At 63.3% G+C, this 24,000-nt stretch carries 15 protein-coding genes, 2 tRNA genes, 3 rRNA genes and 2 pseudogenes; 14 read left to right on the forward strand and 8 right to left on the reverse strand.

Annotated features, from left to right (window positions below; all coding sequences use genetic code 11):
- From prpD to tusA, 8 genes are all read left to right on the forward strand, one after another.
- Positions 1–1,485: a 2-methylcitrate dehydratase gene (gene prpD, locus QO259_RS06690; RefSeq protein ID WP_285952250.1), complete on the forward strand. Its 1,485-nt coding sequence runs from the start codon at positions 1–3 to the stop codon at positions 1,483–1,485.
- 620 nt (positions 1,486–2,105) lie between these two features.
- Positions 2,106–3,646: ribosomal RNA gene (locus QO259_RS06695) — 16S ribosomal RNA — on the forward strand.
- Between the two features lie 100 nt (positions 3,647–3,746).
- Positions 3,747–3,823: transfer RNA gene (locus QO259_RS06700), tRNA-Ile, on the forward strand.
- A 192-nt stretch (positions 3,824–4,015) separates the two neighbouring features.
- Positions 4,016–4,091 (forward strand) — tRNA-Ala (locus tag QO259_RS06705).
- 240 nt (positions 4,092–4,331) lie between these two features.
- Positions 4,332–7,220 (forward strand): 23S ribosomal RNA (locus tag QO259_RS06710).
- A 144-nt stretch (positions 7,221–7,364) separates the two neighbouring features.
- Positions 7,365–7,480, forward strand: a 5S ribosomal RNA gene (rrf, locus tag QO259_RS06715).
- Together the 16S, 23S and 5S rRNA genes with 2 tRNA genes alongside form the textbook arrangement of a ribosomal RNA operon.
- A 440-nt stretch (positions 7,481–7,920) precedes the next feature.
- The gene (rlmM, locus tag QO259_RS06720) at positions 7,921–8,991 is read left to right on the forward strand and encodes a 23S rRNA (cytidine(2498)-2'-O)-methyltransferase RlmM (protein ID WP_285952251.1); all 1,071 of its coding nucleotides are present in this window, start codon (positions 7,921–7,923) and stop codon (positions 8,989–8,991) included.
- A gap of 20 nt (positions 8,992–9,011) precedes the next feature.
- Positions 9,012–9,257 carry a sulfurtransferase TusA gene (tusA, locus tag QO259_RS06725; RefSeq protein WP_285952252.1) on the forward strand — a complete coding sequence of 82 codons (246 nt, stop codon included), beginning with the start codon at positions 9,012–9,014 and terminating at the stop codon, positions 9,255–9,257.
- A 16-nt stretch (positions 9,258–9,273) separates the two neighbouring features.
- On the opposite strand, the gene QO259_RS06730 is transcribed toward tusA, so the two are convergent.
- Both QO259_RS06730 and QO259_RS06735 read right to left on the reverse strand, forming a co-directional pair.
- The gene (locus QO259_RS06730) at positions 9,274–9,969 is read right to left on the reverse strand and encodes a hypothetical protein (protein ID WP_285952253.1); all 696 of its coding nucleotides are present in this window, start codon (positions 9,967–9,969) and stop codon (positions 9,274–9,276) included.
- Between the two features lie 237 nt (positions 9,970–10,206).
- Positions 10,207–11,654, reverse strand: a pseudogene (locus tag QO259_RS06735) (MATE family efflux transporter).
- A gap of 111 nt (positions 11,655–11,765) precedes the next feature.
- Here QO259_RS06735 and QO259_RS06740 point away from each other — a divergent pair.
- Positions 11,766–12,326 carry an elongation factor P hydroxylase gene (locus QO259_RS06740; protein ID WP_285952254.1) on the forward strand — a complete coding sequence of 187 codons (561 nt, stop codon included), beginning with the start codon at positions 11,766–11,768 and terminating at the stop codon, positions 12,324–12,326.
- Between the two features lie 22 nt (positions 12,327–12,348).
- On the opposite strand, the gene QO259_RS06745 is transcribed toward QO259_RS06740, so the two are convergent.
- The gene (locus QO259_RS06745; protein ID WP_207034692.1) at positions 12,349–12,825 is read right to left on the reverse strand and encodes a hypothetical protein; all 477 of its coding nucleotides are present in this window, start codon (positions 12,823–12,825) and stop codon (positions 12,349–12,351) included.
- Complete coding sequence (locus QO259_RS06750; protein WP_285952255.1) at positions 12,822–13,697, reverse strand: TatD family hydrolase; 876 nt, start codon at positions 13,695–13,697, stop codon at positions 12,822–12,824. The genes QO259_RS06745 and QO259_RS06750 overlap by 4 nt, the downstream gene beginning before the upstream one ends.
- A gap of 142 nt (positions 13,698–13,839) precedes the next feature.
- On the opposite strand from QO259_RS06750, the gene QO259_RS06755 reads away from it, so the two are divergent.
- Positions 13,840–15,789 (forward strand): ATP-binding cassette domain-containing protein, encoded by a 1,950-nt coding sequence (locus QO259_RS06755; RefSeq protein ID WP_285952256.1) that lies wholly within the window; start codon positions 13,840–13,842, stop codon positions 15,787–15,789.
- A gap of 74 nt (positions 15,790–15,863) precedes the next feature.
- On the opposite strand, the gene QO259_RS06760 is transcribed toward QO259_RS06755, so the two are convergent.
- Positions 15,864–16,319 carry a universal stress protein gene (locus QO259_RS06760; protein WP_207034686.1) on the reverse strand — a complete coding sequence of 152 codons (456 nt, stop codon included), beginning with the start codon at positions 16,317–16,319 and terminating at the stop codon, positions 15,864–15,866.
- Positions 16,320–16,521: 202 nt separating this feature from the next.
- On the opposite strand from QO259_RS06760, the gene QO259_RS06765 reads away from it, so the two are divergent.
- Positions 16,522–17,043: a preprotein translocase subunit YajC gene (locus QO259_RS06765; RefSeq protein ID WP_285952257.1), complete on the forward strand. Its 522-nt coding sequence runs from the start codon at positions 16,522–16,524 to the stop codon at positions 17,041–17,043.
- Between the two features lie 9 nt (positions 17,044–17,052).
- Here QO259_RS06765 and slyA read toward each other — a convergent pair whose 3' ends face one another.
- Together slyA and QO259_RS06775 are read right to left on the reverse strand one after the other, a co-directional pair.
- Positions 17,053–17,505, reverse strand: a complete 453-nt coding sequence (gene slyA, locus QO259_RS06770) for a transcriptional regulator SlyA (protein ID WP_207034682.1) — start codon at positions 17,503–17,505, stop codon at positions 17,053–17,055.
- Between the two features lie 77 nt (positions 17,506–17,582).
- Positions 17,583–18,710, reverse strand: a complete 1,128-nt coding sequence (locus tag QO259_RS06775) for a DUF5924 family protein (RefSeq protein ID WP_233076918.1) — start codon at positions 18,708–18,710, stop codon at positions 17,583–17,585.
- A 237-nt stretch (positions 18,711–18,947) separates the two neighbouring features.
- Here QO259_RS06775 and fadB point away from each other — a divergent pair.
- From fadB to QO259_RS06790, 3 genes and pseudogenes are all read left to right on the forward strand, one after another.
- A pseudogene (gene fadB, locus QO259_RS06780) lies at positions 18,948–21,115 on the forward strand (fatty acid oxidation complex subunit alpha FadB).
- Between the two features lie 26 nt (positions 21,116–21,141).
- Entirely contained in the window at positions 21,142–22,317 is a 1,176-nt protein-coding gene (gene fadA, locus QO259_RS06785; RefSeq protein ID WP_285952258.1) for an acetyl-CoA C-acyltransferase FadA, read from the forward strand.
- 231 nt (positions 22,318–22,548) lie between these two features.
- Positions 22,549–23,025, forward strand: a complete 477-nt coding sequence (locus QO259_RS06790) for a YbhB/YbcL family Raf kinase inhibitor-like protein (RefSeq protein WP_285952259.1) — start codon at positions 22,549–22,551, stop codon at positions 23,023–23,025.
- Between the two features lie 84 nt (positions 23,026–23,109).
- Here QO259_RS06790 and QO259_RS06795 read toward each other — a convergent pair whose 3' ends face one another.
- On the reverse strand, positions 23,110–23,994 hold the full coding sequence (locus tag QO259_RS06795) for a S66 peptidase family protein (protein WP_285952260.1): 885 nt from the start codon (positions 23,992–23,994) through the stop codon (positions 23,110–23,112).
- Positions 23,995–24,000 lie beyond the last annotated feature (6 nt).

The raw sequence follows: 24,000 nt of genomic DNA on the forward strand, positions 1-24,000 counted from the left end.
ATGAGTGCCAATGTCGATCTCAACCAGCGCCCGGATTACGATCCCGAACTGCAGGCCATCGCGGACTATGTCCTTGGCTATCGGGTAGAGAGCCGTGAAGCGCTGGATACCGCGCGCAACTGCCTGATGGACACCCTGGGCTGTGGCCTGCTGGCGCTGCGCTTCCCCGAGTGCACCAAGCATCTGGGGCCGCTGGTCGAAGGCACGGTGGTGCCCAATGGGGCACGGGTACCCGGGACTCGATTGACGCTCGACCCGGTCAAGGCGGCATGGGATATCGGCTGCATCATCCGCTGGCTCGATTACAACGATACCTGGTTAGCGGCGGAGTGGGGCCACCCCTCGGACAATCTGGGAGGCATTCTGGCGGTGGCGGATTCGCTCTCGCAGGTGCGCCTGGCACGAGGGGAAACGCCGCTGACCATGCGCGACGTGCTGGAAGCCATGGTCATGGCGCACGAGATTCAGGGCGTACTGGCGCTGGAGAACTCGTTCAACCGTGTCGGGCTCGACCACGTGGTGCTGGTGAAGGTGGCCTCTACCGCAGTGGTGGCCAAGCTGATGGGGGCTGATCGCGAGCAGCTGCTGGCGGCGCTGTCGCACGCCTTCGTCGATGGCCAGAGCCTGCGTACCTATCGCCATGCGCCCAATGCCGGTTCACGCAAGAGCTGGGCAGCGGGGGATGCCTCCTCGCGAGCCGTGCGTCTGGCCGACATCGCGATGCGTGGCGAAATGGGCATCCCCGGTGTGCTCTCGGCGCCGCAGTGGGGCTTCTATGATGTCCTCTTCAGCAAGACCAACAAGGATCAGGCGCTCAAGCCCGAGGCGGAGCGCTGCTTCCGGGTCAGCCAGGCGTACGGCAGCTACGTCATGGAGAACGTGCTGTTCAAGATCAGCTTCCCCGCGGAGTTCCATGCCCAGACCGCCGCCGAGGCCGCGGTGACGCTGCACCCGCAGGTGCGTGATCGTCTCGACGAGATCGAGCGTATCGTCGTCACCACCCACGAGTCGGCGATCCGCATCATCTCCAAGGTGGGGGAACTGGCTAACCCTGCCGACCGCGATCACTGTCTGCAGTACATGATTGCGGTGCCGCTGGCGTTCGGTGATCTGATCGCCGAGCACTACGAGGACGACTTCCATCGGGCGCATCCGATCATCGATGAGCTGCGTGAGAAGATGACCATTCAGGAAGAGCCGCGCTACACCCGTGAGTATCTGGAGGCGGACAAGCGCTCCATCGCCAACGCGATCCAGGTCTTCTTCAAGGATGGTTCGCACACCGAGCAAGTGGCGGTCGAATATCCGATCGGTCATCGTCGCCGCCGCGAGGCGGGCATCCCGCTGCTCGAGAAGAAGTTCCAGCGCAATCTGGCCACGCGCTTCCCGGCCGCGCGCTGCAATACCATCTTTAGCCTGTGCAAGAACCAGGAGGCGCTCGAGTCGACCTCGGTTGCCGCTTTCATGGATCTCTGGGTCATCTGAAACCGCCGTATGCCGGGGCGTTGTGGTGCTAGCCCACGCTCGGGTTTTCTCGGCATCGATGACAGTTTAATGAAGGCGATGACATTTTTTGGCCTCAGGGGTTGTCAGGCGCCGCCACGCGCCGTAAAGTACATACCGCTGACGCCGAGACAGGTTCTCAGAGACAGCAGGAAAGCTAGCTAAGCTGTTGAAAAGATTGAAAAAATCGATTGACACTTAGCCTCGGAGGCGGCAAAATATGCCCCTCGCTTTTCCAGGATCGGTTCTCAAGCAGCAACGTGAACCGGGCGAAAGTCGACAAGAAAGACGTTGACATCTTCGCCAAGATCCTTAAAATACGCCTCTCCTTGCGGCGACCCAGAAAGCAAGCGCTGACAAGCACTTGAGTCACTTTCGGGACGCGGCAGAAGGCTCGGTACTCTACGTGAGACGAGACTTCAAGTAAGGACGCTCTTTAACAATCGATCAGGTAATTGATGTGGGCGCTTGTCTTGCGTGACGCCAGTCACAGCATATCAAGGCAAGCGACTCGTCTAAGATTCGTTTGACCTTGAACCAAGTTTGGTCCGCTTCGCTTCTTCTGTCTTCGGGCAGAGAAGAGGTAAGGACTATCAGACTTTTAACTGAAGAGTTTGATCATGGCTCAGATTGAACGCTGGCGGCAGGCCTAACACATGCAAGTCGAGCGGCAGCACGGGGAGCTTGCTCCCTGGTGGCGAGCGGCGGACGGGTGAGTAATGCATAGGAATCTGCCCGATAGTGGGGGATAACCTGGGGAAACCCAGGCTAATACCGCATACGTCCTACGGGAGAAAGCAGGGGCTCTTCGGACCTTGCGCTATCGGATGAGCCTATGTCGGATTAGCTGGTTGGTGAGGTAATGGCTCACCAAGGCGACGATCTGTAGCTGGTCTGAGAGGATGATCAGCCACACTGGGACTGAGACACGGCCCAGACTCCTACGGGAGGCAGCAGTGGGGAATATTGGACAATGGGCGCAAGCCTGATCCAGCCATGCCGCGTGTGTGAAGAAGGCCCTCGGGTTGTAAAGCACTTTCAGCGAGGAAGAAGGCTTGGCGGCTAATACCCGTCAAGAAGGACATCACTCGCAGAAGAAGCACCGGCTAACTCCGTGCCAGCAGCCGCGGTAATACGGAGGGTGCGAGCGTTAATCGGAATTACTGGGCGTAAAGCGCGCGTAGGTGGTTTGGCACGCCGGTTGTGAAAGCCCCGGGCTCAACCTGGGAACGGCATCCGGAACGGCCAGACTAGAGTGCAGGAGAGGAAGGTAGAATTCCCGGTGTAGCGGTGAAATGCGTAGAGATCGGGAGGAATACCAGTGGCGAAGGCGGCCTTCTGGCCTGACACTGACACTGAGGTGCGAAAGCGTGGGTAGCAAACAGGATTAGATACCCTGGTAGTCCACGCCGTAAACGATGTCGACTAGCCGTTGGGACCTTTAAGGACTTAGTGGCGCAGTTAACGCGATAAGTCGACCGCCTGGGGAGTACGGCCGCAAGGTTAAAACTCAAATGAATTGACGGGGGCCCGCACAAGCGGTGGAGCATGTGGTTTAATTCGATGCAACGCGAAGAACCTTACCTACCCTTGACATCCAGAGAACTTGGCAGAGATGCCTTGGTGCCTTCGGGAACTCTGAGACAGGTGCTGCATGGCTGTCGTCAGCTCGTGTTGTGAAATGTTGGGTTAAGTCCCGTAACGAGCGCAACCCTTGTCCTTATTTGCCAGCACGTAATGGTGGGAACTCTAAGGAGACTGCCGGTGACAAACCGGAGGAAGGTGGGGACGACGTCAAGTCATCATGGCCCTTACGGGTAGGGCTACACACGTGCTACAATGGCCGGTACAAAGGGTTGCGAGACCGCGAGGTGGAGCGAATCCCAGAAAGCCGGCCTCAGTCCGGATCGGAGTCTGCAACTCGACTCCGTGAAGTCGGAATCGCTAGTAATCGTGAATCAGAATGTCACGGTGAATACGTTCCCGGGCCTTGTACACACCGCCCGTCACACCATGGGAGTGGACTGCACCAGAAGTGGTTAGCTTAACCTTCGGGGGAGCGATCACCACGGTGTGGTTCATGACTGGGGTGAAGTCGTAACAAGGTAGCCGTAGGGGAACCTGCGGCTGGATCACCTCCTTAAACGATTAGCGGATCGCGAGATAAGCGCTCACAATCAATTACCTGATCGACCAAGAGCAAAGACTGTGGAAAGGCTCTCGAAAGCCGCCCAGTGACCAACGGGTCTGTAGCTCAGTTGGTTAGAGCGCACCCCTGATAAGGGTGAGGTCGGCCGTTCAAATCGGCCCAGACCCACCATCTCAAGCTCAGTTGGTTAGAGCGCACCCCCGGGGTGTCGAAAGAGAGGGTGAGGTCGCGGGGTTTTTCGAATCGGCCCAGACCCACCAAATTTACGCCATGACCGCGTTGTTTCCCGGCTCGCATAGCAGGCTATGCTTCACCGTGAAACGCCTTGTCATGACGAAAATTATCCAGATAGCTGGATTATCTGGGGCCATAGCTCAGCTGGGAGAGCGCCTGCCTTGCACGCAGGAGGTCAGCGGTTCGATCCCGCTTGGCTCCACCAAATCGTTCCCCGTTGGCCCACGCCACACAGTCACCGAGTTCTAAGCCATCCGCTTCGTCGCTCACCGCGACCGAGTCGATCGCTTAGAGCTTCTGCTCTAAACGCTCTTTAACAATGTGGATCATGCTGACAGTTCTTCACCATTCGTAGTTGGAATGGCGAAGAGCGAAAAGTGATACGTCTCAAGCGTATCCGGCAATTGTCGTTGTGATCGCGCGACCAGACTCCTTCGGGTTATATGGTCAAGCGATTAAGCGCACACGGTGGATGCCTTGGCAGCCAGAGGCGATGAAGGACGTTGTAGCCTGCGAAAAGGCTCGGTGAGGTGGCAAACAACCTGTGACCCGGGCATGTCCGAATGGGGAAACCCACCCAGCATAAGCTGGGTATCCCACACTGAATCCATAGGTGTTGGGAAGCGAACCGGGGGAACTGAAACATCTAAGTACCCCGAGGAAAAGAAATCAACCGAGATTCCCCCAGTAGCGGCGAGCGAACGGGGAGTAGCCCTTAAGCAGGTGACTGGTTAGACGAACGGTCTGGAAAGTCCGGCCATAGCGGGTGATAGCCCCGTAGTCGAAAACCTGATCCTGTGAAATCGAGTAGGTCGGGGCACGTGAAACCTTGACTGAACATGGGGGGACCATCCTCCAAGGCTAAATACTCCTGGCTGACCGATAGTGAACCAGTACCGTGAGGGAAAGGCGAAAAGAACCCCGGAGAGGGGAGTGAAATAGATCCTGAAACCGTGTGCGTACAAGCAGTGGGAGCAGACTCGTTCTGTGACCGCGTACCTTTTGTATAATGGGTCAGCGACTTATATTCAGTGGCGAGCTTAACCGTATAGGGGAGGCGTAGAGAAATCGAGTCTTAACTGGGCGACCAGTCGCTGGATATAGACCCGAAACCGGGCGATCTATCCATGGCCAGGGTGAAGGTCAGGTAACACTGACTGGAGGCCCGAACCGGGATCTGTTGAAAAAGATTCGGATGAGCTGTGGATCGGAGTGAAAGGCTAATCAAGCTCGGAGATAGCTGGTTCTCCTCGAAAGCTATTTAGGTAGCGCCTCACGTATTACCGCCGGGGGTAGAGCACTGTTTCGGCTAGGGGCCCATCCCGGGTTACCAACCCGAGGCAAACTCCGAATACCGGTGAGTAGAGCGTGGGAGACACACGGCGGGTGCTAACGTCCGTCGTGAAAAGGGAAACAACCCAGACCGTCAGCTAAGGCCCCCAAATTCTGGTTAAGTGGGAAACGATGTGGGAAGGCATAGACAGCTAGGAGGTTGGCTTAGAAGCAGCCATCCTTTAAAGAAAGCGTAATAGCTCACTAGTCGAGTCGGCCTGCGCGGAAGATGTAACGGGGCTCAAACCAGATGCCGAAGCTACGGGTTCATCCTCTGGATGAGCGGTAGAGGAGCGTCGTGTAAGCCTGCGAAGGTGTGTTGAGAAGCATGCTGGAGGTATCACGAGTGCGAATGCTGACATGAGTAACGACAAGGGGAGTGAAAACCTCCCCCGCCGGAAGACCAAGGGTTTCTGTTCTACGTCAATCGGAGCAGAGTGAGTCGGCCCCTAAGGCGAGGCTGAAAAGCGTAGTCGATGGGAAACGGGTCAATATTCCCGTACCGGATGTGGTTGCGATGGGGGGACGAAGAAGGCTAGGTGAGCCAGGCGTTGGTTGTCCTGGTGAAAGTCAGTAGGCTGAGAGCTTAGGCAAATCCGGGCTCTCAAGGCCGAGAGACGAGACGAACGGACTACGGTCCGGAAGTCATCGATGCCACGCTTCCAGGAAAAGCCTCTAAGCTTCAGATCACATGCGACCGTACCCCAAACCGACACAGGTGGTCAGGGTGAGAATCCCAAGGCGCTTGAGAGAACTCGGGTGAAGGAACTAGGCAAAATGGCACCGTAACTTCGGGAGAAGGTGCGCCGGCGTAGCGTGAAGAGACTCGCTCTCCTAGCGCGAACCGGTCGAAGATACCAGGTGGCTGCAACTGTTTATTAAAAACACAGCACTCTGCTAACGCGTAAGCGGACGTATAGGGTGTGACGCCTGCCCGGTGCCGGAAGGTTAATTGATGGTGTTAGCGCAAGCGAAGCTCCTGATCGAAGCCCCGGTAAACGGCGGCCGTAACTATAACGGTCCTAAGGTAGCGAAATTCCTTGTCGGGTAAGTTCCGACCTGCACGAATGGCGTAATGATGGCCACGCTGTCTCCACCCGAGACTCAGTGAAATTGAAATCGCAGTGAAGATGCTGTGTACCCGCGGCTAGACGGAAAGACCCCGTGAACCTTTACTATAGCTTCACACTGGACGCTGATGTTGCTTGTGTAGGATAGCTGGGAGGCTTGGAAACCGTGACGCCAGTTGCGGTGGAGCCAACCTTGAAATACCAGCCTGGCATCATTGGCGTTCTAACTTCGCACCGTGATCCGGTGTAAGGACAGTGTGTGGTGGGTAGTTTGACTGGGGCGGTCTCCTCCGAAAGAGTAACGGAGGAGCACGAAGGTACCCTCAGCACGGTTGGAAATCGTGCATTGAGTGCAAGAGCATAAGGGTGCTTAACTGCGAGACAGACACGTCGAGCAGGTACGAAAGTAGGTTCTAGTGATCCGGTGGTTCTGTATGGAAGGGCCATCGCTCAACGGATAAAAGGTACTCCGGGGATAACAGGCTGATACCGCCCAAGAGTTCACATCGACGGCGGTGTTTGGCACCTCGATGTCGGCTCATCACATCCTGGGGCTGAAGTCGGTCCCAAGGGTATGGCTGTTCGCCATTTAAAGTGGTACGCGAGCTGGGTTTAGAACGTCGTGAGACAGTTCGGTCCCTATCTGCCGTGGGCGTTGGAGATTTGAGAAGCGCTGCTCCTAGTACGAGAGGACCGGAGTGGACGCACCTCTGGTGTTCCGGTTGTCACGCCAGTGGCACTGCCGGGTAGCTATGTGCGGACGGGATAACCGCTGAAGGCATCTAAGCGGGAAGCCCCCTTCAAGATGAGATCTCCCTGAGACTTCGAGTCTCCTAAAGGGTCCAGCAAGACGAGCTGGTTGATAGGCACGGTGTGGAAGCGCTGCAAGGCGTTGAGCTAACGTGTACTAATGCCCCGTGAGGCTTGACCATATAACCCCAAGGGGTCTGGGTCGGGCGATCACATCGCGACAATGGCCGGATAGGCAAGAGACGTATCATCAGCATGATCCAGATTGGTCGATGTGAAGCCGGCGCGTGAAAGCGTGTCACAGGTTCATGTCGACGTCAGTTTTGCCTGACGACCATAGCGAGTGGGAACCACCTGATTCCATGCCGAACTCAGAAGTGAAACCGCTTAGCGCCGATGGTAGTGTGGGGTCTCCCCATGTGAGAGTAGGTCATCGTCAGGCACCTATACCAGAACCCCCGGCTCATGCCGGGGGTTCATTCGTTTAGGGGTCTCTCCCTGGACCCGTTCGTCGGGAACGAACGGGAACCGCTTCAGCGGGCCCGAAGGGCAAGTCTCAGGATGAGACGCGTCAAGTCGCGGAGCGCCGCCCCGAGCGTGATAAGAGAGCCTGTCAGGCATCGATACCGGAACCCCAGCCTCGAGAGAGGCTGGGGTTCACTCGTTTTGGGGCTTTCCCTGACTCATTGATCGGTAACCCCAGCAACGCACACGGAAAACCGGCAGGCATCGAACGAACCCTCGGCTCAGGCCGGGGTTCGTGCGTTTTGGGCATCGATATGGCGGTATCGACGCCGGACTTTCTGGGACAGCACCTGCTCCCTGGCGACACGTGGTATCGTGTCGCCCACGATTGATGAGTATCCGAAAGAAGAGGCGAGTGTGAGCCAAGTCCCCAACGCATGGCTGCTTTACTGTCGGGCCGGTTTCGAATCCGACCTGGCTGCGGAGATTACCGAGCGCACCGCGGCGGCCGGTGAGCTGGGGCATGTCGCCCTGGCCGAACCCGATAGCGGCTTCGTCTGCTGGCAGACCGAGTCTGGCCCGGCCAACGCCGTGCATCGCCAGCTGCCGCTGGCGTCCCTGGTCTTCGCGCGTCAGTCGCTGGTGGCCTTCATGCCGCTGACCCTGGATCGGGAAGATCGGATCTCGCCGATTGCCGGCCTGGTCGAGGAGAGCGGCTGGAGCTTCGAGGCGGTCTGGCACGAGACCCCGGATACCAATGATGGCAAGGCGCTGGGGCGCTTGGCGAAGTCACTCAGCCGCCCGCTGGAGAGCGCGCTGAAGCGCGGCGGCGGGCTGCGCCGTAAGGCCGGCGGTCGACGGTTGCATCTGTTCTGGTTGGCCGGCGATCGCGTCCAGGTGGGAATCAGCTTTCCCGGCAATCGCAGTGAACACCCCGGCGGTGTGCTGCGTCTGCGCCACCCCGCCGATGCCCCTAGTCGCTCCACCCTCAAGCTGGAGGAGGCCTGGCATACCTTCATCCCGCGGGAGAGTTGGGAGACCCGGCTCTCTTCCGCGATGCAGGCGGTCGATCTCGGCGCGGCTCCCGGCGGCTGGACCTATCAGCTGGTGCGCAAGGGGCTGTTCGTCTATGCCATCGATAACGGCCCCATGGACAAGGCCCTGATGGCCTCCGGCCAGGTCGAGCATCTGCGCGAGGATGGCTTCGTCTGGGAGCCGCCTTATCGTCTGGACTGGCTGGTCTGCGATATCGTCGACAAGCCGATGCGGGTGATCGACATGGTCGAGCGCTGGCTGATGCGGCGCTGGTGTCGAGAAGCGATCTTCAATCTCAAGCTGCCGATGAAGAAGCGCTGGGACGAAGTGCGACGCTGCCTGATCCGGTTGGAGGAGACGCTGCATGCCAATGGTGTCAGGGCGACCATCGCCTGCCGCCACCTGTATCATGATCGTGAAGAAGTCACCGTGCACGTGCGGATCGACGAATGACGGCGCCGGAGGAGGGCGACATGCAGAGTCAGGACACAGCGCAGGAAGAGACGCTCGACACCCAAGGGCTCTACTGCCCGGAGCCGATCATGCTGATGCACAACAAGGTGCGCGATATGCAGCCGGGGCAGATTCTGCAGGTGATTGCCACCGACCCCGCGACGACGCGCGACATTCCCAAGTTCTGCAGCTTTCTGGGTCACGAGCTGATCGAGCAGAGCGAAGAGGACGGGCGCTATCGCTATCGGCTGCGGCTCGGCGGCTGAACGTGAACGGCCGGGCTCAACTGCCCGGCATCACCATCAGTGCCAGCGCTTCCAGCGTGTCCGGGTCTTCGTTGCGAATACGATTGGCGATATAGCGCTGGAAGAAATAGAGGGTCTCGTGCCGGCTACGCCCGGGATAAAGGCAGTCATCCCCCGGCAGCACCGGTAGCGAGGCGACGCGGTTATCGTCGACCAGCATGGCATCGACGCTACCGTCGCTGTAAAGGTGCCAGGCGACGATCTGCTTCAACTGCCAGGGACGCCCATCGCTGTCCATGCACAGGGCGTGGGTGCCTTGGGTCTCCGGCAGTTGCTGGGTCAAGGAGATGTCCGGCGTCTCTTCATAGTCGAAATAGGCCGCGGCATGCTCGAGTTCGGCGATCTTGTGCTCCGGGGCGAGGTGGAAGATCTCCCGCGTTTCGGGGTCGCGGTAGCCGACGAAATGACCGTACTCCGGGTCATCGAGTTCGTGGCAGGCGCTGAGACTCTCCATCCACGGCACCAGTCCCACTACTTCGCCATCCTCACGTAGCCCCCAGGCCAGCAGCGGCATGGCATAAAGGGTGTCGGGCTCGGACGCGAGATAGTAGAGCATTTCCAGCCCGTCGAGCTCGGGCGACAATCTGACCAGCCGCTTTCTTGCCCTTAGCCGGTGCCTCATGGTCTCGAGATCGATGATCTGCGCGGAGCGGGGGGAAAGTTGGCTTCCCATGGCTACCCTCCTGGTCGGCAATCGGTCGGCTTGGGCCTCGGAACCACCTGCAGCCGCTGTGGTTATATCACTCGCTGTTGCCTCGTGTGGCTGGTTACCGCGTCACGCCACTGTCTAAGATCTGCTCGCTACCCCTTGTCTGTCTATCACTTATCTATCATCTATAGCTACTGTCACGACATACGACCACTGTCATGAAGGCTTGAGGTCACTATTAGCATAGCCTCTGCCGGGGTGTTAAGCCCCGGCTGTCGATTTTCCAGCGTCGTGTGCGACCTGGCGCGATGTGCGGCCCTTGGCCAGCAGACGCCAGCCCAGCATCAGGGCGGCTGCGGTCAGGCCCGCGTTGAGGCCGATCCAGTAGCCATAGATGCCCAGCTCTGGGATTCCTGCCAGGCCACGCCCCAGGGTATGCCCCACGCCCAGCCCGATGATCCAGTAGGCGATCAGGGTGATGCCCATCACCACCCGGGTGTCCTTATAGCCGCGCAGCGCACCCGCCAGATTGACCTGCAGTGAGTCCGAGACCTGGAACAGCATCGCCAGCAGAATCAGCGAAAGCGCCAGTGACTGCACGGCGCTATCGGCGCTGTAGAGGGTGACGATGGGACGCGCCAGCAGCCACAGTACGGCGCAGTTGAACAGCGCCAGCAGCAGACCCACGGCCACCCCGTTCCAGGCCACGAAGCGGGCTTCCCCGGGTCGCCGGCCCCCATCCGGTTGCTGACCCGTACCGTCAGCGCCATGCTCAGCGACAGCGGCAGCATGAACAGGATCGAGGTGACGTTGAGCGCGATCTGGTGGGCGGCGACGGTGACTTCACCGAGATAGGCCACCAGCAGGGTGATCACGGTGAACAGCGTGACCTCGAAAAAGATCGCCAGCCCGATGGGCAGACCGATATAGAGTAGCTCGCCGATCTCTCTCAGACGCGGCGCGGTCGGCGCGGTCCAGATCACTACCGGGGCGTAAGCGCGGCTGCGGCGGGTGTACCAGGCCATGCCCAGACACATTGACCACATCGACAGTGCGGTGGCGATGCCGCAGCCCAGCGCGCCCAGCGCCGGCAATTGCTGCAGCGGCGCGGGCACGCCGCTACCCAGCAGTTCGACCAGCCCCGGGCCGCCGTAGATCAGCAGGTAGTTGCTGGGCACGTTGACCGCCAGCCCGATCAGGCTGATCCACAGCGCCGGGCGCGTGTGATGCATGCCGTCGGAGAAGGCGCGCAGCGCCTGGTAGAGCGCGACCGCCGGAATCCCCCAGGCGACGGCACCGAGATAGTCGGTGGCCAGGGCCGCGACCTCGGTGGGCACCTGCATCCAGCGGAACACCAGACTCGAGCCCAGCCCGAGGATGAGGGCTGCGAGGCAGCCGAATACCAGTGCGACCCACAGCGCCTGGTGCACCTTGGCGCGCACGTGCTGGGGCCGGCCGGCACCCATCTGATGGGCCACCAGCGGTGTCAGACCCATCAGCGTCCCGGTCATCAGCAGCATCATCGGCACCCACAGGCTGGCCCCGACCGAGACCGCCGCTAGGTCGGTGGCGCTGGCCCGCCCGGACATGATCACATCGGCAGCGCTCATGCCGGACTGAGCCAGCTGGGCGCCGCAGATCGGCAGACTCAGACGCAGCAGCGCCGCCGTTTCGCGACGCCAGCGCGGCAGGCGGGGTAGGGTCGACACGGCTCGCTCCTTGACCGGACGGACAGGGCGGGAATATTAGCAGGAGTCGCTGGGGGATGCTCGGCGCCGGGCATGGACTTACGTATACTGCCGGCCGGTCCAGGAGGAGTCATGGTGCACGCAATCGACGATGTCATGGCGCTATTCGATGGGGTCTTCGCCGACACCTTCAATACGCGTCTGGTCAAGGGCGGCGACGAGCCGATCTATCTGCCCGCCGGTGGCGATGTCGGCTATCACCGTATCGTCTTCGCCCACGGTTTTTTCGCCAGCGCCCTGCACGAGGTGAGCCACTGGTGCATCGCCGGCACGGCGCGGCGCCAGTTGGAGGATTACGGCTACTGGTACGAACCGGATGGCCGCGATGCCGACCAGCAGGCGGTGTTCGAACAGGTCGAGGTCGCCCCGCAGGCGCTGGAGCGGCTGCTATGCGAGGCCTGCGCCAAGCCCTTCGAGGTCAGCGTGGACAATCTCGATGGCGTCGCCGTCGACCGCCAGGCCTTCGCCGCCAAGGTCGCGGCACGCGCCGAGCGCTATCGTGATCAGGGCTTGCCGCCGCGTGCCGAGGCTTTCGCCGCCACGCTGCGGGCGTTCTACCGTCGAGGCGAGACGCGTGACGTGGCGATCACTGCCGGTCGTGCGCGGCTGGCAGCGGTGCTCACCAGCGCTTGATCACCGCTGCCAGCCGCAGCCATCAACCCTGGGTCAGGCGCTGGTGCAGATAGAGCATCACCTGGACTTCGTGCTCCGGGCGCAGCGGCTCCAGCCCCAGCTCGCCGAAAAGCTCGCCACGGGCGCGCGACCACTCGCCGGGCGATAGATCCGGGTAGAGAATCTCCGCCGGTGCCAGTTCGACGAACGGGTCGACGCCGAAGTCGTCGAACATTCGCGACAGCGCCGCTTCGTCATCCTGCACGCCGGCGGTATAGAGCGTCTGGCTGAAGTGGTCGTTCTCCAGCTCGCGCAGCACGTCCAGCGGGCTCACGCCGAACTGGCGCAGCTCGTCCAGACCGTAGCCACCGAGCGAGAGCAGCTCCTCGTCGAGCCAGTCATCATCGGGCTGGATCAGCGTGTGCTTGACCTGGCCGTTGGGCAACGCCCAGGCGATCGCCAGCGGTATGGCGTTGTCATCGCCGGTCTCCACGGCAATGAAACCGGGAAATTCGCTCATGGCTCGAAAGTCTCCTGCAGACGGAAGAAGCGGCTGGCGGTCCGGCTGGTGACGCGGGCCAGCGTCTCCTCGTCTTCGCCGCGCCAGCGCGCCAGCTCCCTCACTATCCAAGGTAGCAGAGCCGGCTCGTGGCGACGGCCCTTGATCTTGGCCGGCAGGTTGCGCGGTAGCAGATAGGGGCAGTCGGTCTCCACCATCAGGCGTTCGGCGGGCACCTCGGCAATGAACTCACGCAGATGGTGGCCGCGACGCTCGTCGCTCAGCCAGCCGGTCTGGCCGATGTGCAGATCGAGGTCGAGATAGCCGTAGAGGATATCGCGTTCACCGGTGAAGCAGTGGATCACCGCGTCGCTCAAGCGGTGGCGCCACTCGTGCAGCATCTCCAGCATGCGTCGGCCGGCGTCACGCTCGTGGAGGAACAGCGGCAGCCCGGACTCCGCGGCCAGCGCCAACTGCGCCTCGAAGGCCCGCACCTGTTCCGCCGGCGAGGAAAAATTGCGATTGAAGTCGAGCCCGCATTCGCCCACTGCCACCACCCGGGGCTGGGCGTGCAGTTCGCGCATACGACGCTCCAGCGCGGCATCCCAGTCGGCGGCGTGGTGCGGATGTACGCCGGCGGTGGCCCACAGGTTGGGGTAGCACTGGCTCAGCTCGCAGGCACGCTCGGAACCATCGGGGTCGGCGCCGGTCACGACCAGGGCGCGCACGTTGGCCGCCTCGGCCCGGGCGAGTACTGCCGGCAGATCTGAGGCGAAGCTCTCGTGGGTGAGGTTGGCGCCGATGTCGACCAGTGCCGCGGGGGCGGAGAGGCGCAGCGCTTCGGGGAGCGGCGAGTCGGCGGCGGACAGGGCATCGGGGGGCGTGTCGCTCAAGCGGCACTCCTTTGCGGTGGGTGTTTCGAAGCCGCCCATTGTAGAACGCCGGCCCCGCGAGTGCAGCCTGCTATCGGTGCAGCCGTCCCGGCAGGGTACAATGGCCGGCGATCATGCATGCATCACCACCGAGAGGATCAACGTGGCCCTGCTTCGCCTGGAACAACTGCAACTCGCCTACGGGCACCACAGCCTGCTGGATGGCGCCGACCTGGTCATCGAGAAGGGCGAGCGTCTGGCGCTGGTCGGCCGCAACGGTACCGGCAAGTCGACCCTCCTGAGACTGATCGCCGGCGACAATCAGGCCGACGACGGCCAAGTCTGGCGCGCGCCGGGGCTCAAGATCGGGGTGCTCGAGCAGGCGCTGCCGGACGCCGATCAGGCGACGATCTTCGAGGTCGTGGCCCAGGGGCTGCCGGAGACCGGTGCCCTGTTGACCGAGTATCACCAGCTGGTGGCCCAGGCCGAGCCCGACATGCGCCGCCTGGAAACGCTGCAGACCCGTCTCGAGGCGCTCGACGGCTGGTCCTTCCATCAGCGTATCGACACCGTGCTGACCCGGCTGGGCCTGCCGGCAGCTACCCTGATGAGCGATCTTTCCGGCGGCTGGCGGCGGCGTGTGGCGCTGGCCCGGGCGATGGTCGCCGGCCCCGATCTGCTGCTGCTCGACGAGCCCACCAACCACCTCGACATCGACACCATCGCCTGGCTCGAAACCCAACTGCTGGCCTTCGAGGGCGCGGTGCTGTTCATTACCCACGACCGCGCCTTCCTGTCGCGGCTGGCGACCGCCATTCTCGAGCTGGATCGCGGGCGTCTGGGACGCTATCCCGGCGACTATGCCACCTATCAGGCGCAGAAGGCGCATGAACTCGAGGTCGAGGCGCGCGAGCGTGCCGAGTTCGACAAGAAGCTGGCCCAGGAGGAGAGCTGGATCCGTCAGGGCATCAAGGCTCGGCGTACGCGCAACGAAGGGCGCGTGCGTGCGCTCGAGAAAATGCGCGACGAGCGCGCCCAGCGGCGCGAGCGCACCGGCAAGGCGTCGTTCCAGGTGGACAGCGGCGAGCGCAGCGGCAAGCGCGTGGTCGAGCTGAAGGGCGTTACCCACGGCTACGCCGAGGCGCGCGGGGGCGACGGCATCGTCATTCGTGATCTGTCGCTGGAGATTCAGCGCGGCGACCGCATCGGGCTGATCGGACGCAACGGCGCCGGCAAGACCACTCTGCTCAAGATCCTGCTCGGCGAGCTGACCCCGAGCGCCGGCGAGGTACGGCTGGGTACCAACCTGAGCGTGGCCTACTTCGATCAGCTGCGCGCGGGGCTCGAGCTCGACAAGAGCGTCTACGACAACGTCGCCCAGGGCAGCGACAAGGTCAGCGTCGGCGGCAAGGACAAGCACGTCATCAGCTACCTGCAGGACTTCCTGTTCACCCCGGAGCGGGCGCGCCAGCCGGTGCGCGCACTCTCGGGCGGGGAGTCCAACCGCCTGCTGCTGGCCAAGCTGTTCACCCAGCCGGCCAATGTGCTGGTGCTCGATGAGCCCACCAACGATCTCGATGTCGAAACGCTGGAGCTGCTCGAGGAGCTGCTCCTGGACTTCGACGGCACGCTGCTACTGGTCTCCCACGACCGCGCCTTCATGGACAACGTGGTCACCGGCGTGCTGGCGTTCGAAGGCGATGGGGTGGTGCGTGAATACGTCGGCGGCTACAGCGACTGGGTGCGCCAGGGCGGCAAGCTGCCGCCGGCGCCCTGGGAGCAGCCGGCGGCCCCGGTGGACGCCGAGGCTGGCAAGGCGAGAGACGCCGCGCAGGGCGAGAGTCAGCCGGCAGCCCCCGCGGCACCGGAGAAGCGCCGCCAGAAACTCTCCTACAAGCTGCAGCGCGAGCTAGATGCGCTGCCGGCGACGATCGAAGCGCTGGAGACCCGCGTGGCCGAGTTCGAGACGCGCATGAGCGACCCGACCTTCTATCAGCAGGAGAGCAGCCAGGTCACTGCCACGCTGGAAGCGCTGGCGCAGACTCAGGCGGAGCTGGACGCGGCGATGGAGCGCTGGATGGCGCTTGAGGCCATGGCGGAAGGAGAGAGCTGAAGCGAAGGAGAGAGCTGAAGCCTCGATGTCGAGAGGCCCATCGCGCGCCGTGGCGCGATGGGCGGGGTACCGGGTTACTCGGCGCTTTCGCCATCCTTGCCCACGCGCACCGCGAGCACATCGCACTCTGCGCCATGCAGCACGCCGGTGGAGGTGGAGCCCAGCAGCAGCGCGAAGCCGTGACGGCCGTGGGAGCCGACCACGATCAGATCGACATCGTGATCCTTGGCAAAGCGCTGGATCTCGGTATCGGGCATGCCGATCACGATGTGCTGATCCTCGCGCGGAATGTCGTAGGGATCGGCGATGTCGCCCAGACGCTGGGTGGCGTGCTCGTCCAACTGGTCCTGAATGCTGGTCAGATCCATCGGAATGTCACCGCCGTAGGCAAAGCCGAGCGGTTCCAGCGTGTGCATGATCGAGAGCTTGGCCTGATTGCGGCGAGCAATCGGGATCGCGCGCTCGAGCACCTTATGCGAATCCTTGGTGAGGTCTACAGCGACCAGCACGTGGTGATATTCGTTGCTCATGGGTGAACCCCCCATCCGGCGAATGACAATACCCACTCTAAGCTGGGTCCATTGGGCGTACAACGGCGGCGACGCGCGCAGGCCGCGACGTGCTGCCGCAGCCGATCATCGTTCATGCCAGCGCTGGGCGCAACGCTTTGTAAACACGACCGAAATCCCGCAGTCGGGGTGGCGGGAACAGATATTGGGGAGAATAGGTGGTATGGCAGTACTGGGATTTCTGCTGGTGGCGGTGCTGTTGATGCTGTCGCCGATGATGTGGTTGCGCCCGAGCCGGGCGGAGTCGGTGCGTGGGCGCCTGCGGCGGCACGCCAAGGGCAACGGCGGCGAGCTATCGTTCGCCAAGGCGCCGCTGGCGCAGCCCGATCTCCCATTGACCGGCTATCGGCTGCGTTATCCCGGCACGCTCACCGGTAGCGACTTCACCCTGGTCAGGGACCGGGTCGGCAGCGATGCGCTGGCCCCGGCGGCAGCGGGCTGGCGCTGGCGGCAGGCGCCGCTGCCCTCGCTCGATACCGAGCGCCTGAACGCGCTCGAGGCGTGGCTCGAAACGCTGCCGGAAGATGCGCTGGCGGTCGAGTCGCATCAGCACACGCTGTGCGTCTGGTGGCAGGAGGCGGTGGAACTGGCGCGCTTCGAGCGCGAATGGCCGAGCTGGCAAGCGATGCGCGATACCCTCGCAGGCAGCGGCAACCCGGCGCCACCGCCCGCCCGGCCGAGTTGAAAGGCGGGCTCAGCCGGCCCGGTTCTGCTCCGACTGGCGCTGCAGCGCCACGCCGTTCTTCTCGATGCGATCGAGCATGCTCTCGAAGGTATCCATCTCTTCGGCGCTGAAACCGGCCAGCATCTCGTCGCGCACCTCGTCCACGATCGCCTCGATCTGCTCCAGCAGCGGCGCCGCCTCTTCGGTGAGGTGCAGGCGTTTGGTACGGCGATCTTCGGCGCAGGGGCGGCGCTCGATCAGATTCTGCTCGGCCAGCTGGTCGAGCGTGCGCACCAGTGAAGGCGCCTCGACGCCGATCGCCCGGGCGAGGTCGCACTGGGCCTGGCCGCCGCCCATGCGGCGCAGATTGTAGAGCGTCACCCAGCGGGTCTGGGTCAGTCCCAGCGGCGCCAAGCGTTCATCGATGACGGCACGCCAGAGTCGTGGAAGGCGCGCCAGTTTGAAGCCGATATGTTGCGGCATAGCGGATTACCTAAAATCGTGAACGTCCTAACATTCTCCAAAGCGCCGCAGGATAATGCAAGTCGTGGCGGCTGCGGTCACTCGCCGCGGCTGCCGAGCAGATGGCGAATGTTCCAGCCGGGAATGCCCGGGGGCCGATGGATACGCCCGTCGGCGCGGGTGGCGTCGGCGTCGTCGGCCACCGTGAAACGCAGGGTACCGATACGCTGACCGACCGCGGTGGTGACGTCGATCTGCCAGCGCCCGCTGACATCGCCGCTGAAATTCTGCTTGTGGGTCCAGGCGCGGTAGCCCTGGTCGCGTCCGCCGTGGATGATCAGGGCGATACGCTCCACCACTCGGCCGTCGTGGCGCCAGACGTGGTAGATCTTCTCGCGCAGGCCGCGCGGGGCACGAATCGCGGTGTAGGCGTAGAGGCCGCGAGCGCGCAGGTTCTCCGGCGTCAGCACCATCTCGCCACGCGGCGTGCGGGCGGCGGTGTCGAAGCCCGGCGAGAGCGCGCTGCCCGAAAGCCACAGCGTCGCCGGCGGGATCCAGGCGCGTCCGCTCCAGGCGATGCCGCCGAGCAGGATCAGCAGGCCGAACATCGCCAGCCAGCGCACCGCGCCCGCGGGGCGCAGCAGGCCGATCAGGCTGGGCAGGCTGAAGAAGGTCATGGCGGCGATCGCCAGCACCAGGCTTTCACCGGTGGTCAGGCTGAACATGATCGGTAGTGTCACCAGCATGACCACGAACACGCACAGCGAGTGGAGCAGAAAGTAGAGCCAGCGGTGACGCTGGGAGAGGCCGAAGTAGAGCGGATCGAGAATCGCCAGCAGCGCGCAGCCCACCAGCAGGCCGGTGAACAGCGCCTGGCCGCTGGCCCAGATCGTGGTTGCCAGGAAGAAGGGCAGGCAGAAGAACAGCGTTTCCTGGTGCACCATCTGGGTGATGAAGGTGGTCACCGCGCGGGGAAGCCCCGACTGCCTGCCGCGCCGCGAGAGCCAGCGGCTGGCCACGCTCTCGACGATCAGCAACAGCCAGGTCAGCAACAGCCCGATCGCCAGCACGGCGCCCAGCCACTGCTGGCGGTTGACCAGGAAGAACCCCAGCAGGCCGAGTACGAAAGCGATGGGTGGCCACAGCCACAGATAGCGCTGCAGCCGAGCGATGAGTGGCTCCAGCCAGGCGAGCCTGGCGGGGACTGCGACCTCCTTGTCGATCACGATGAAAACGTCCTCGTTGTGCCTATCCGATGGGGTGCGTCGAATCACTTGGCCTACGCTGAGAGACGAAAGGCCGTTGGGGCGTCATTCTAGTCGCAGCCAGGCATCGGTCGCGACTTTGGTTGAGCTTGACGCTGCCCTCGGCGCGGCTCAAGCTGGTGCTATTCAAACGCTCGTATGATTCGCTTTCGGGGCTGATCCCGGAGGTGGTTTCGCAGCCATGGCACGGAGAATCCCATGCTCTATCAAGGCGATGCCATTCGGATGGCGCGGGAGGCGGACAACGTCGTCGTCCTCACGCTCGATCTCAAGGCGGAATCGATCAACAAGCTCTCGTCGCAGGTGATCGCGGAGCTGCAGGAAGCGGTGACGGCGCTGGAGCGCGAAAGCGACGTCGCAGGGCTGGTGATCGCCAGCGCCAAGGACGTCTTCGTGGTCGGTGCCGACATCACCGAGTTCCACGCCATGTTCGCCAAGGACGAAACCTTCCTGGTCGACATGAATATGCAGATCCATGCGCTGTTCAATCGCATCGAGGATCTCGCCTTTCCCAGCGTCACCGCGATCAACGGCCTGGCCCTCGGCGGCGGCTGCGAACTCTGCCTGACCACCGACTTCCGGGTCATGGCGGAGAGCGCCCAGATCGGCCTGCCCGAGACCAAGCTTGGGATCGTGCCTGGCTGGGGGGCTGCGTGCGCCTGCCGCGCCTGATCGGTGCCGACAACGCGGTGGAGTGGATCGCTGGTGGCAGCCAGAACGACGCCGCCACTGCGTTCAAGGTGGGCGCTGTGGACGCTGTGGTATCCGGTGATCAATTGCTGGACGCCGCGCGTGACGTGCTCACCAAGGCTCGCGCCGGCGATCTCGACTATCAGGCGCGGCGCGCCGAGAAGAAGGGCCCGCTCAAGCTCAACGCGGTCGAGCAGATGATGGCTTTCGAGACCGCCAAGGGTTATGTCGCCGGCAAGGCCGGCCCCCACTATCCGGCGCCGGTAGAGGCGATCCGGGTGATCCAGAAGGGCGCCGGCGAAGAGCGCGAGCGGGCCCAGCAGATCGAGGCCAACGCCTTCGCCAAGCTGGCCAAGACCGATGTCTGCTACAACCTGGTGGGGCTGTTCCTCAACGATCAGTTGGTCAAGAAGCGCGCCAAGCAGTACGAGCGCGACGCCAAAACGGTAGCCCAGACCGCGGTGCTGGGTGCCGGCATCATGGGCGGCGGCATCGCTTACCAGAGTGCCTACAAGGGCACGCCGATCCTGATGAAGGACATCAAGTCCGAGGCGCTGGAGCTGGGGCTGAAAGAGGCGCGCAAGCTGCTGACCAAGCAGCTCGAGCGCGGCAAGCTGAGCCAGACGCGCCTGGCCGAGGTGCTGAGTAACATTCGCCCGACGCTCTCCTATGGTGATTTCGGCGAGGTTGACCTGGTGGTCGAGGCGGTGGTCGAGAATCCCAAGATCAAGGGCGCAGTGCTCAAGGAGGTCGAGGCGGCAGTGGGCGAGGAGACCATCCTTGCTTCCAACACCTCGACCATCTCCATCGACCGCCTGGCGGCCAACCTGTCGCGGCCGCAGAACTTCTGCGGCATGCATTTCTTCAACCCGGTGCACCGCATGCCGCTGGTCGAAGTGATCCGCGGCGAGCACACTTCGGATGCGGCGGTGGCGGCTACGGTCGCCTATGCCCGCCAGATGGGGAAGACCCCGATCGTGGTCAACGACTGCCCCGGCTTCCTGGTCAACCGGGTGCTGTTCCCCTATTTCGGCGGCTTCAGCCGCCTGGTCGAGCTGGGTGTCGACTTCGAGCGCGCCGACAAGATCATGGAGCGTTTCGGGTGGCCTATGGGGCCGGCCTATCTGCTCGACGTGGTCGGCATCGATACCGCGGTTCACGCCAGCGAAGTGATGGCCGAAGGTTTCCCCGAGCGCATGGGGCAGGATGGCAAGTCGGCGATTCAGGTCATGCTCGACAACCAGCGCCTGGGGCAGAAGAACGGCCAGGGCTTCTACCGTTACGAAGAGGACAAGAAGGGCAAGCCCAAGAAGCTCCATGACGACGAGGCCCACCGGCTGGTGGCCGAGGTCAAGCGCGAGACACGCGAGCTCGACGACGACGAGATCATTGCGCGCATGATGGTGCCGCTGTGTCTGGAGACCGTGCGCTGTCTCGAAGAGGGCATCGTCGGCTCTCCCGCCGAGGCCGACATGGCACTGATCTACGGCATTGGCTTCCCGCCGTTCCGCGGTGGTGCCCTGCGCTATATCGATGCCATGGGCTGCGCTGAGTTCGTCGCCCTGGCCGAGCGGCTGGCGGCGGAACTCGGCGCACTCTACGCGCCCACCGAGCGCCTGCGCGAGATGGCCAGCCGGGGCGAGCGCTTCTACGCCGAGGCCGGCGGCGACGCCTGATTTCACCACCAACCGGAGTCAACGTTATGAGTTTGCATGCAAGAGATGCCGTGGTGGTCGATGCCGTTCGCTCTCCCATGGCCAAGGCCAAGCATGGCGCCTTCCGCAACGTGCGCGCGGAGAATCTCTCCGCGGCGGTGATGCAGGCGCTGTTCACACGTAACGCCGGGCTCGATCCGGCGGGGGTCGACGACGTGATCTGGGGCTGCGTCAACCAGACCCTGGAGCAGTCGATGAACATCGCCCGCAATGCGGCGATCCTCACCGGCATTCCGCGCTCGGTGCCGGCGCAGACGGTCAACCGGCTGTGCGGCTCGTCGATGAGCGCGCTGCACATCGCGGTGGCCAACATTCGCGCCGACATGGGCGACTGCTACCTGATCGGCGGCGTCGAGCACATGGAGCACGTCCCCATGACCCACGGTGTCGACGTCAACCCGGGGGCGAGCAAGCACGCCGCCAAGGCGGCGATGATGATGGGGCTTACCGCCGAACTGCTGGGCAAGATGCACGGCGTCACCCGCGAGCAGCAGGACGAGTTCGGACTGCGCTCGCACCAGCGCGCCAGTGAGGCCAACCGGCAGGGCTGGTTCGACAACGAGATCGTGCCGATCGAGGGGCACGATCAGCAGGGGTTCCGCATGCTGGTCAAGCATGACGAGGTGGTGCGCGAGGACGCCAGCCTCGAGCAGATGGCCTCGCTCAAGCCGGTGTTCGACCCCAAGAACGGTACCGTCACCGCGGCGACTTCATCGGCGCTGTCGGTGGGCGCCTCGGCGCTGATGGTGATGAGCTACGAACGCGCCAAGTCGCTGGGGCTCGAGCCGCTGGCCAAGGTCGTCTCCACCGGCGTGGCCGGCTGCGACGCCTCGATCATGGGCTATGGCCCGGTGCCGGCGTCGCAGAAGGCGCTCAAGGCCGCCGGGCTCAAGATCGCCGATATCCAGACGGTCGAGCTCAACGAAGCCTTCGCCGCACAGTCGATCCCGGTGCTCAAGGATCTCGGCCTGCTCGATCGCCTCGACGAGGCGGTCAATCTCAACGGCGGTGCCATCGCCCTCGGCCACCCGCTGGGCTGTTCCGGCGCGCGCATCTGCACCACGCTGCTCAACGTGATGCGCCAGAAGGATACCAAGCTGGGGCTTGCGACCATGTGTATCGGCATGGGGCAGGGCGTGGCGACGGTGTTCGAACGGCTCTGATCGCACCGTGTTCTGAACGCGAGGGGGTTTGAATCCGCCGTCGCGTTTCTCGCTACGGCAGCCGACGCCGGCAGCTCGCGTCCGCGAGCTGCCGGCGTCATACTTGGTGGGGTGCTGCGTCAGTGGCTGCGTGCGTCCATGCCGGGTTGAATCTCACGCTGGCGCCACCACCTCTAATGCACGAGCAGACGCGCTGGCGTCACCGTCCATCGCTTTTCAGGAGAGCAACCTATGCCTTTTGCACCGTCGAGCATGCACGTAGAAAGTAGTGCCTTCGCGGCTAACGCGCCCATCCCCAAGCGCCACTCGGCGGAAGGCGACGATCTCTCCCCGGCCCTGAGCTGGCGGGATGCGCCGGCGGGTACCCAAGGGTTCGCGGTGATCTGCCACGACCCGGATGCGCCGCTGGTCAAGGATGGCAGCTACGGCTACGTGCACTGGCTGCTCTACAATCTTCCGGCGGACGTGACGTCGCTTTCGGAAGACACCCGAGAAGGCACCGCCGGCGTCAACGATGGCGGGGCGATTGGCTATGGCGGCCCCATGCCGCCCGAGGGCCACGGCGTGCACCAGTACTACTTCTGGGTGCTGGCGCTGGATACCCTGACCGACCTGCCCGAGGGCCTGACACAACGAGAACTGCTCGATGCGCTGGAGCCGCACATTCTGGGCATGAGCCGGCTGGTCGGAACCTATAAGCGTGACTGACTGAGGTCTGTGGTCACCGCGTCACCGGCACACGGCGCCATCCTTCGGGTGGCGCCGTGTGTTTTTGTGCACGGCGTTCAGCTCTCAGGCCAAGAAGTGCAGGCGTGAGTCGACGATGCTGGCCGGCGCGCCATAGCGCCAGGGCAGGTTGTCGCGACCGTGGCCGATAGGCAGGCCGCTGAACAGAGGGATGCCGCGCGGCGTGAGCCAGGTCTCGAACAGCGTCTCGAGGCGCAGACCGGCGTAAGGCTCGCAGCCTTCGAAGGTGCCCAGGCAGACCGCGCTCGCCGCGTCGAGGGCGCCGGATTGAGCCAACTGCCATAGATCGCGCTCAAGCCGATAGTAGGGCTCACCGACATCCTCGAGGATCACGATGGCGCCCGGCGGTGCGCGAAACGCCAGCGGCGTGCCGGCTACGCTCGCCAGTACCGCCAGGTTCCCTCCCACCAGCGGGCCGCTGCTGCGGTGGTCAGGTGCCGCGGTGATCGCGGTCAGCGCCACGCTGGGGGGCGCTTCGCCCTGCAGCAGGCCCTTGAGCGCCTCCAGGTCGCGGCGGCTGGCGCTGCGTACCGCCGGCTCGTCGGCCACCAGCTTGAGCCCCTCTTTCATCACCGGGCCGTGGATCGCCGGCAAGCCGTGGCGTTGGCACTGACTCAGCAGCACGCTGAGATCGGAATAGCCGATCAAAGGTTTGGGCGGCAGGCGCGACCAGTCGATCTCGGTGGCCAGATGGGCGCAACCGTAGCCGCCGCGCACGGCCCACACCGCGTCGGTGTCGGGGTCGGCGTAGGCGGCCTGCAGCACCGCCAGGCGGTGAGCCACGTCCCCGGCGAGATAGCGGCAGCGCATCTGTAGCTGCGGCGGGAAACGCACGCGGATATCCAGCTCGGCCAGCGCGCTGGCGGCTCGATCCAGTAGCTCGGGGGCGGTGAACGAGGCTGGGGCGACCAGACTCAGCGTCAGCGACATAGGGCG

Source organism: Salinicola sp. JS01 (genome assembly GCF_030284585.1).
In the GTDB taxonomy this organism is placed as follows: Bacteria; Pseudomonadota; Gammaproteobacteria; order Pseudomonadales; family Halomonadaceae; genus Salinicola.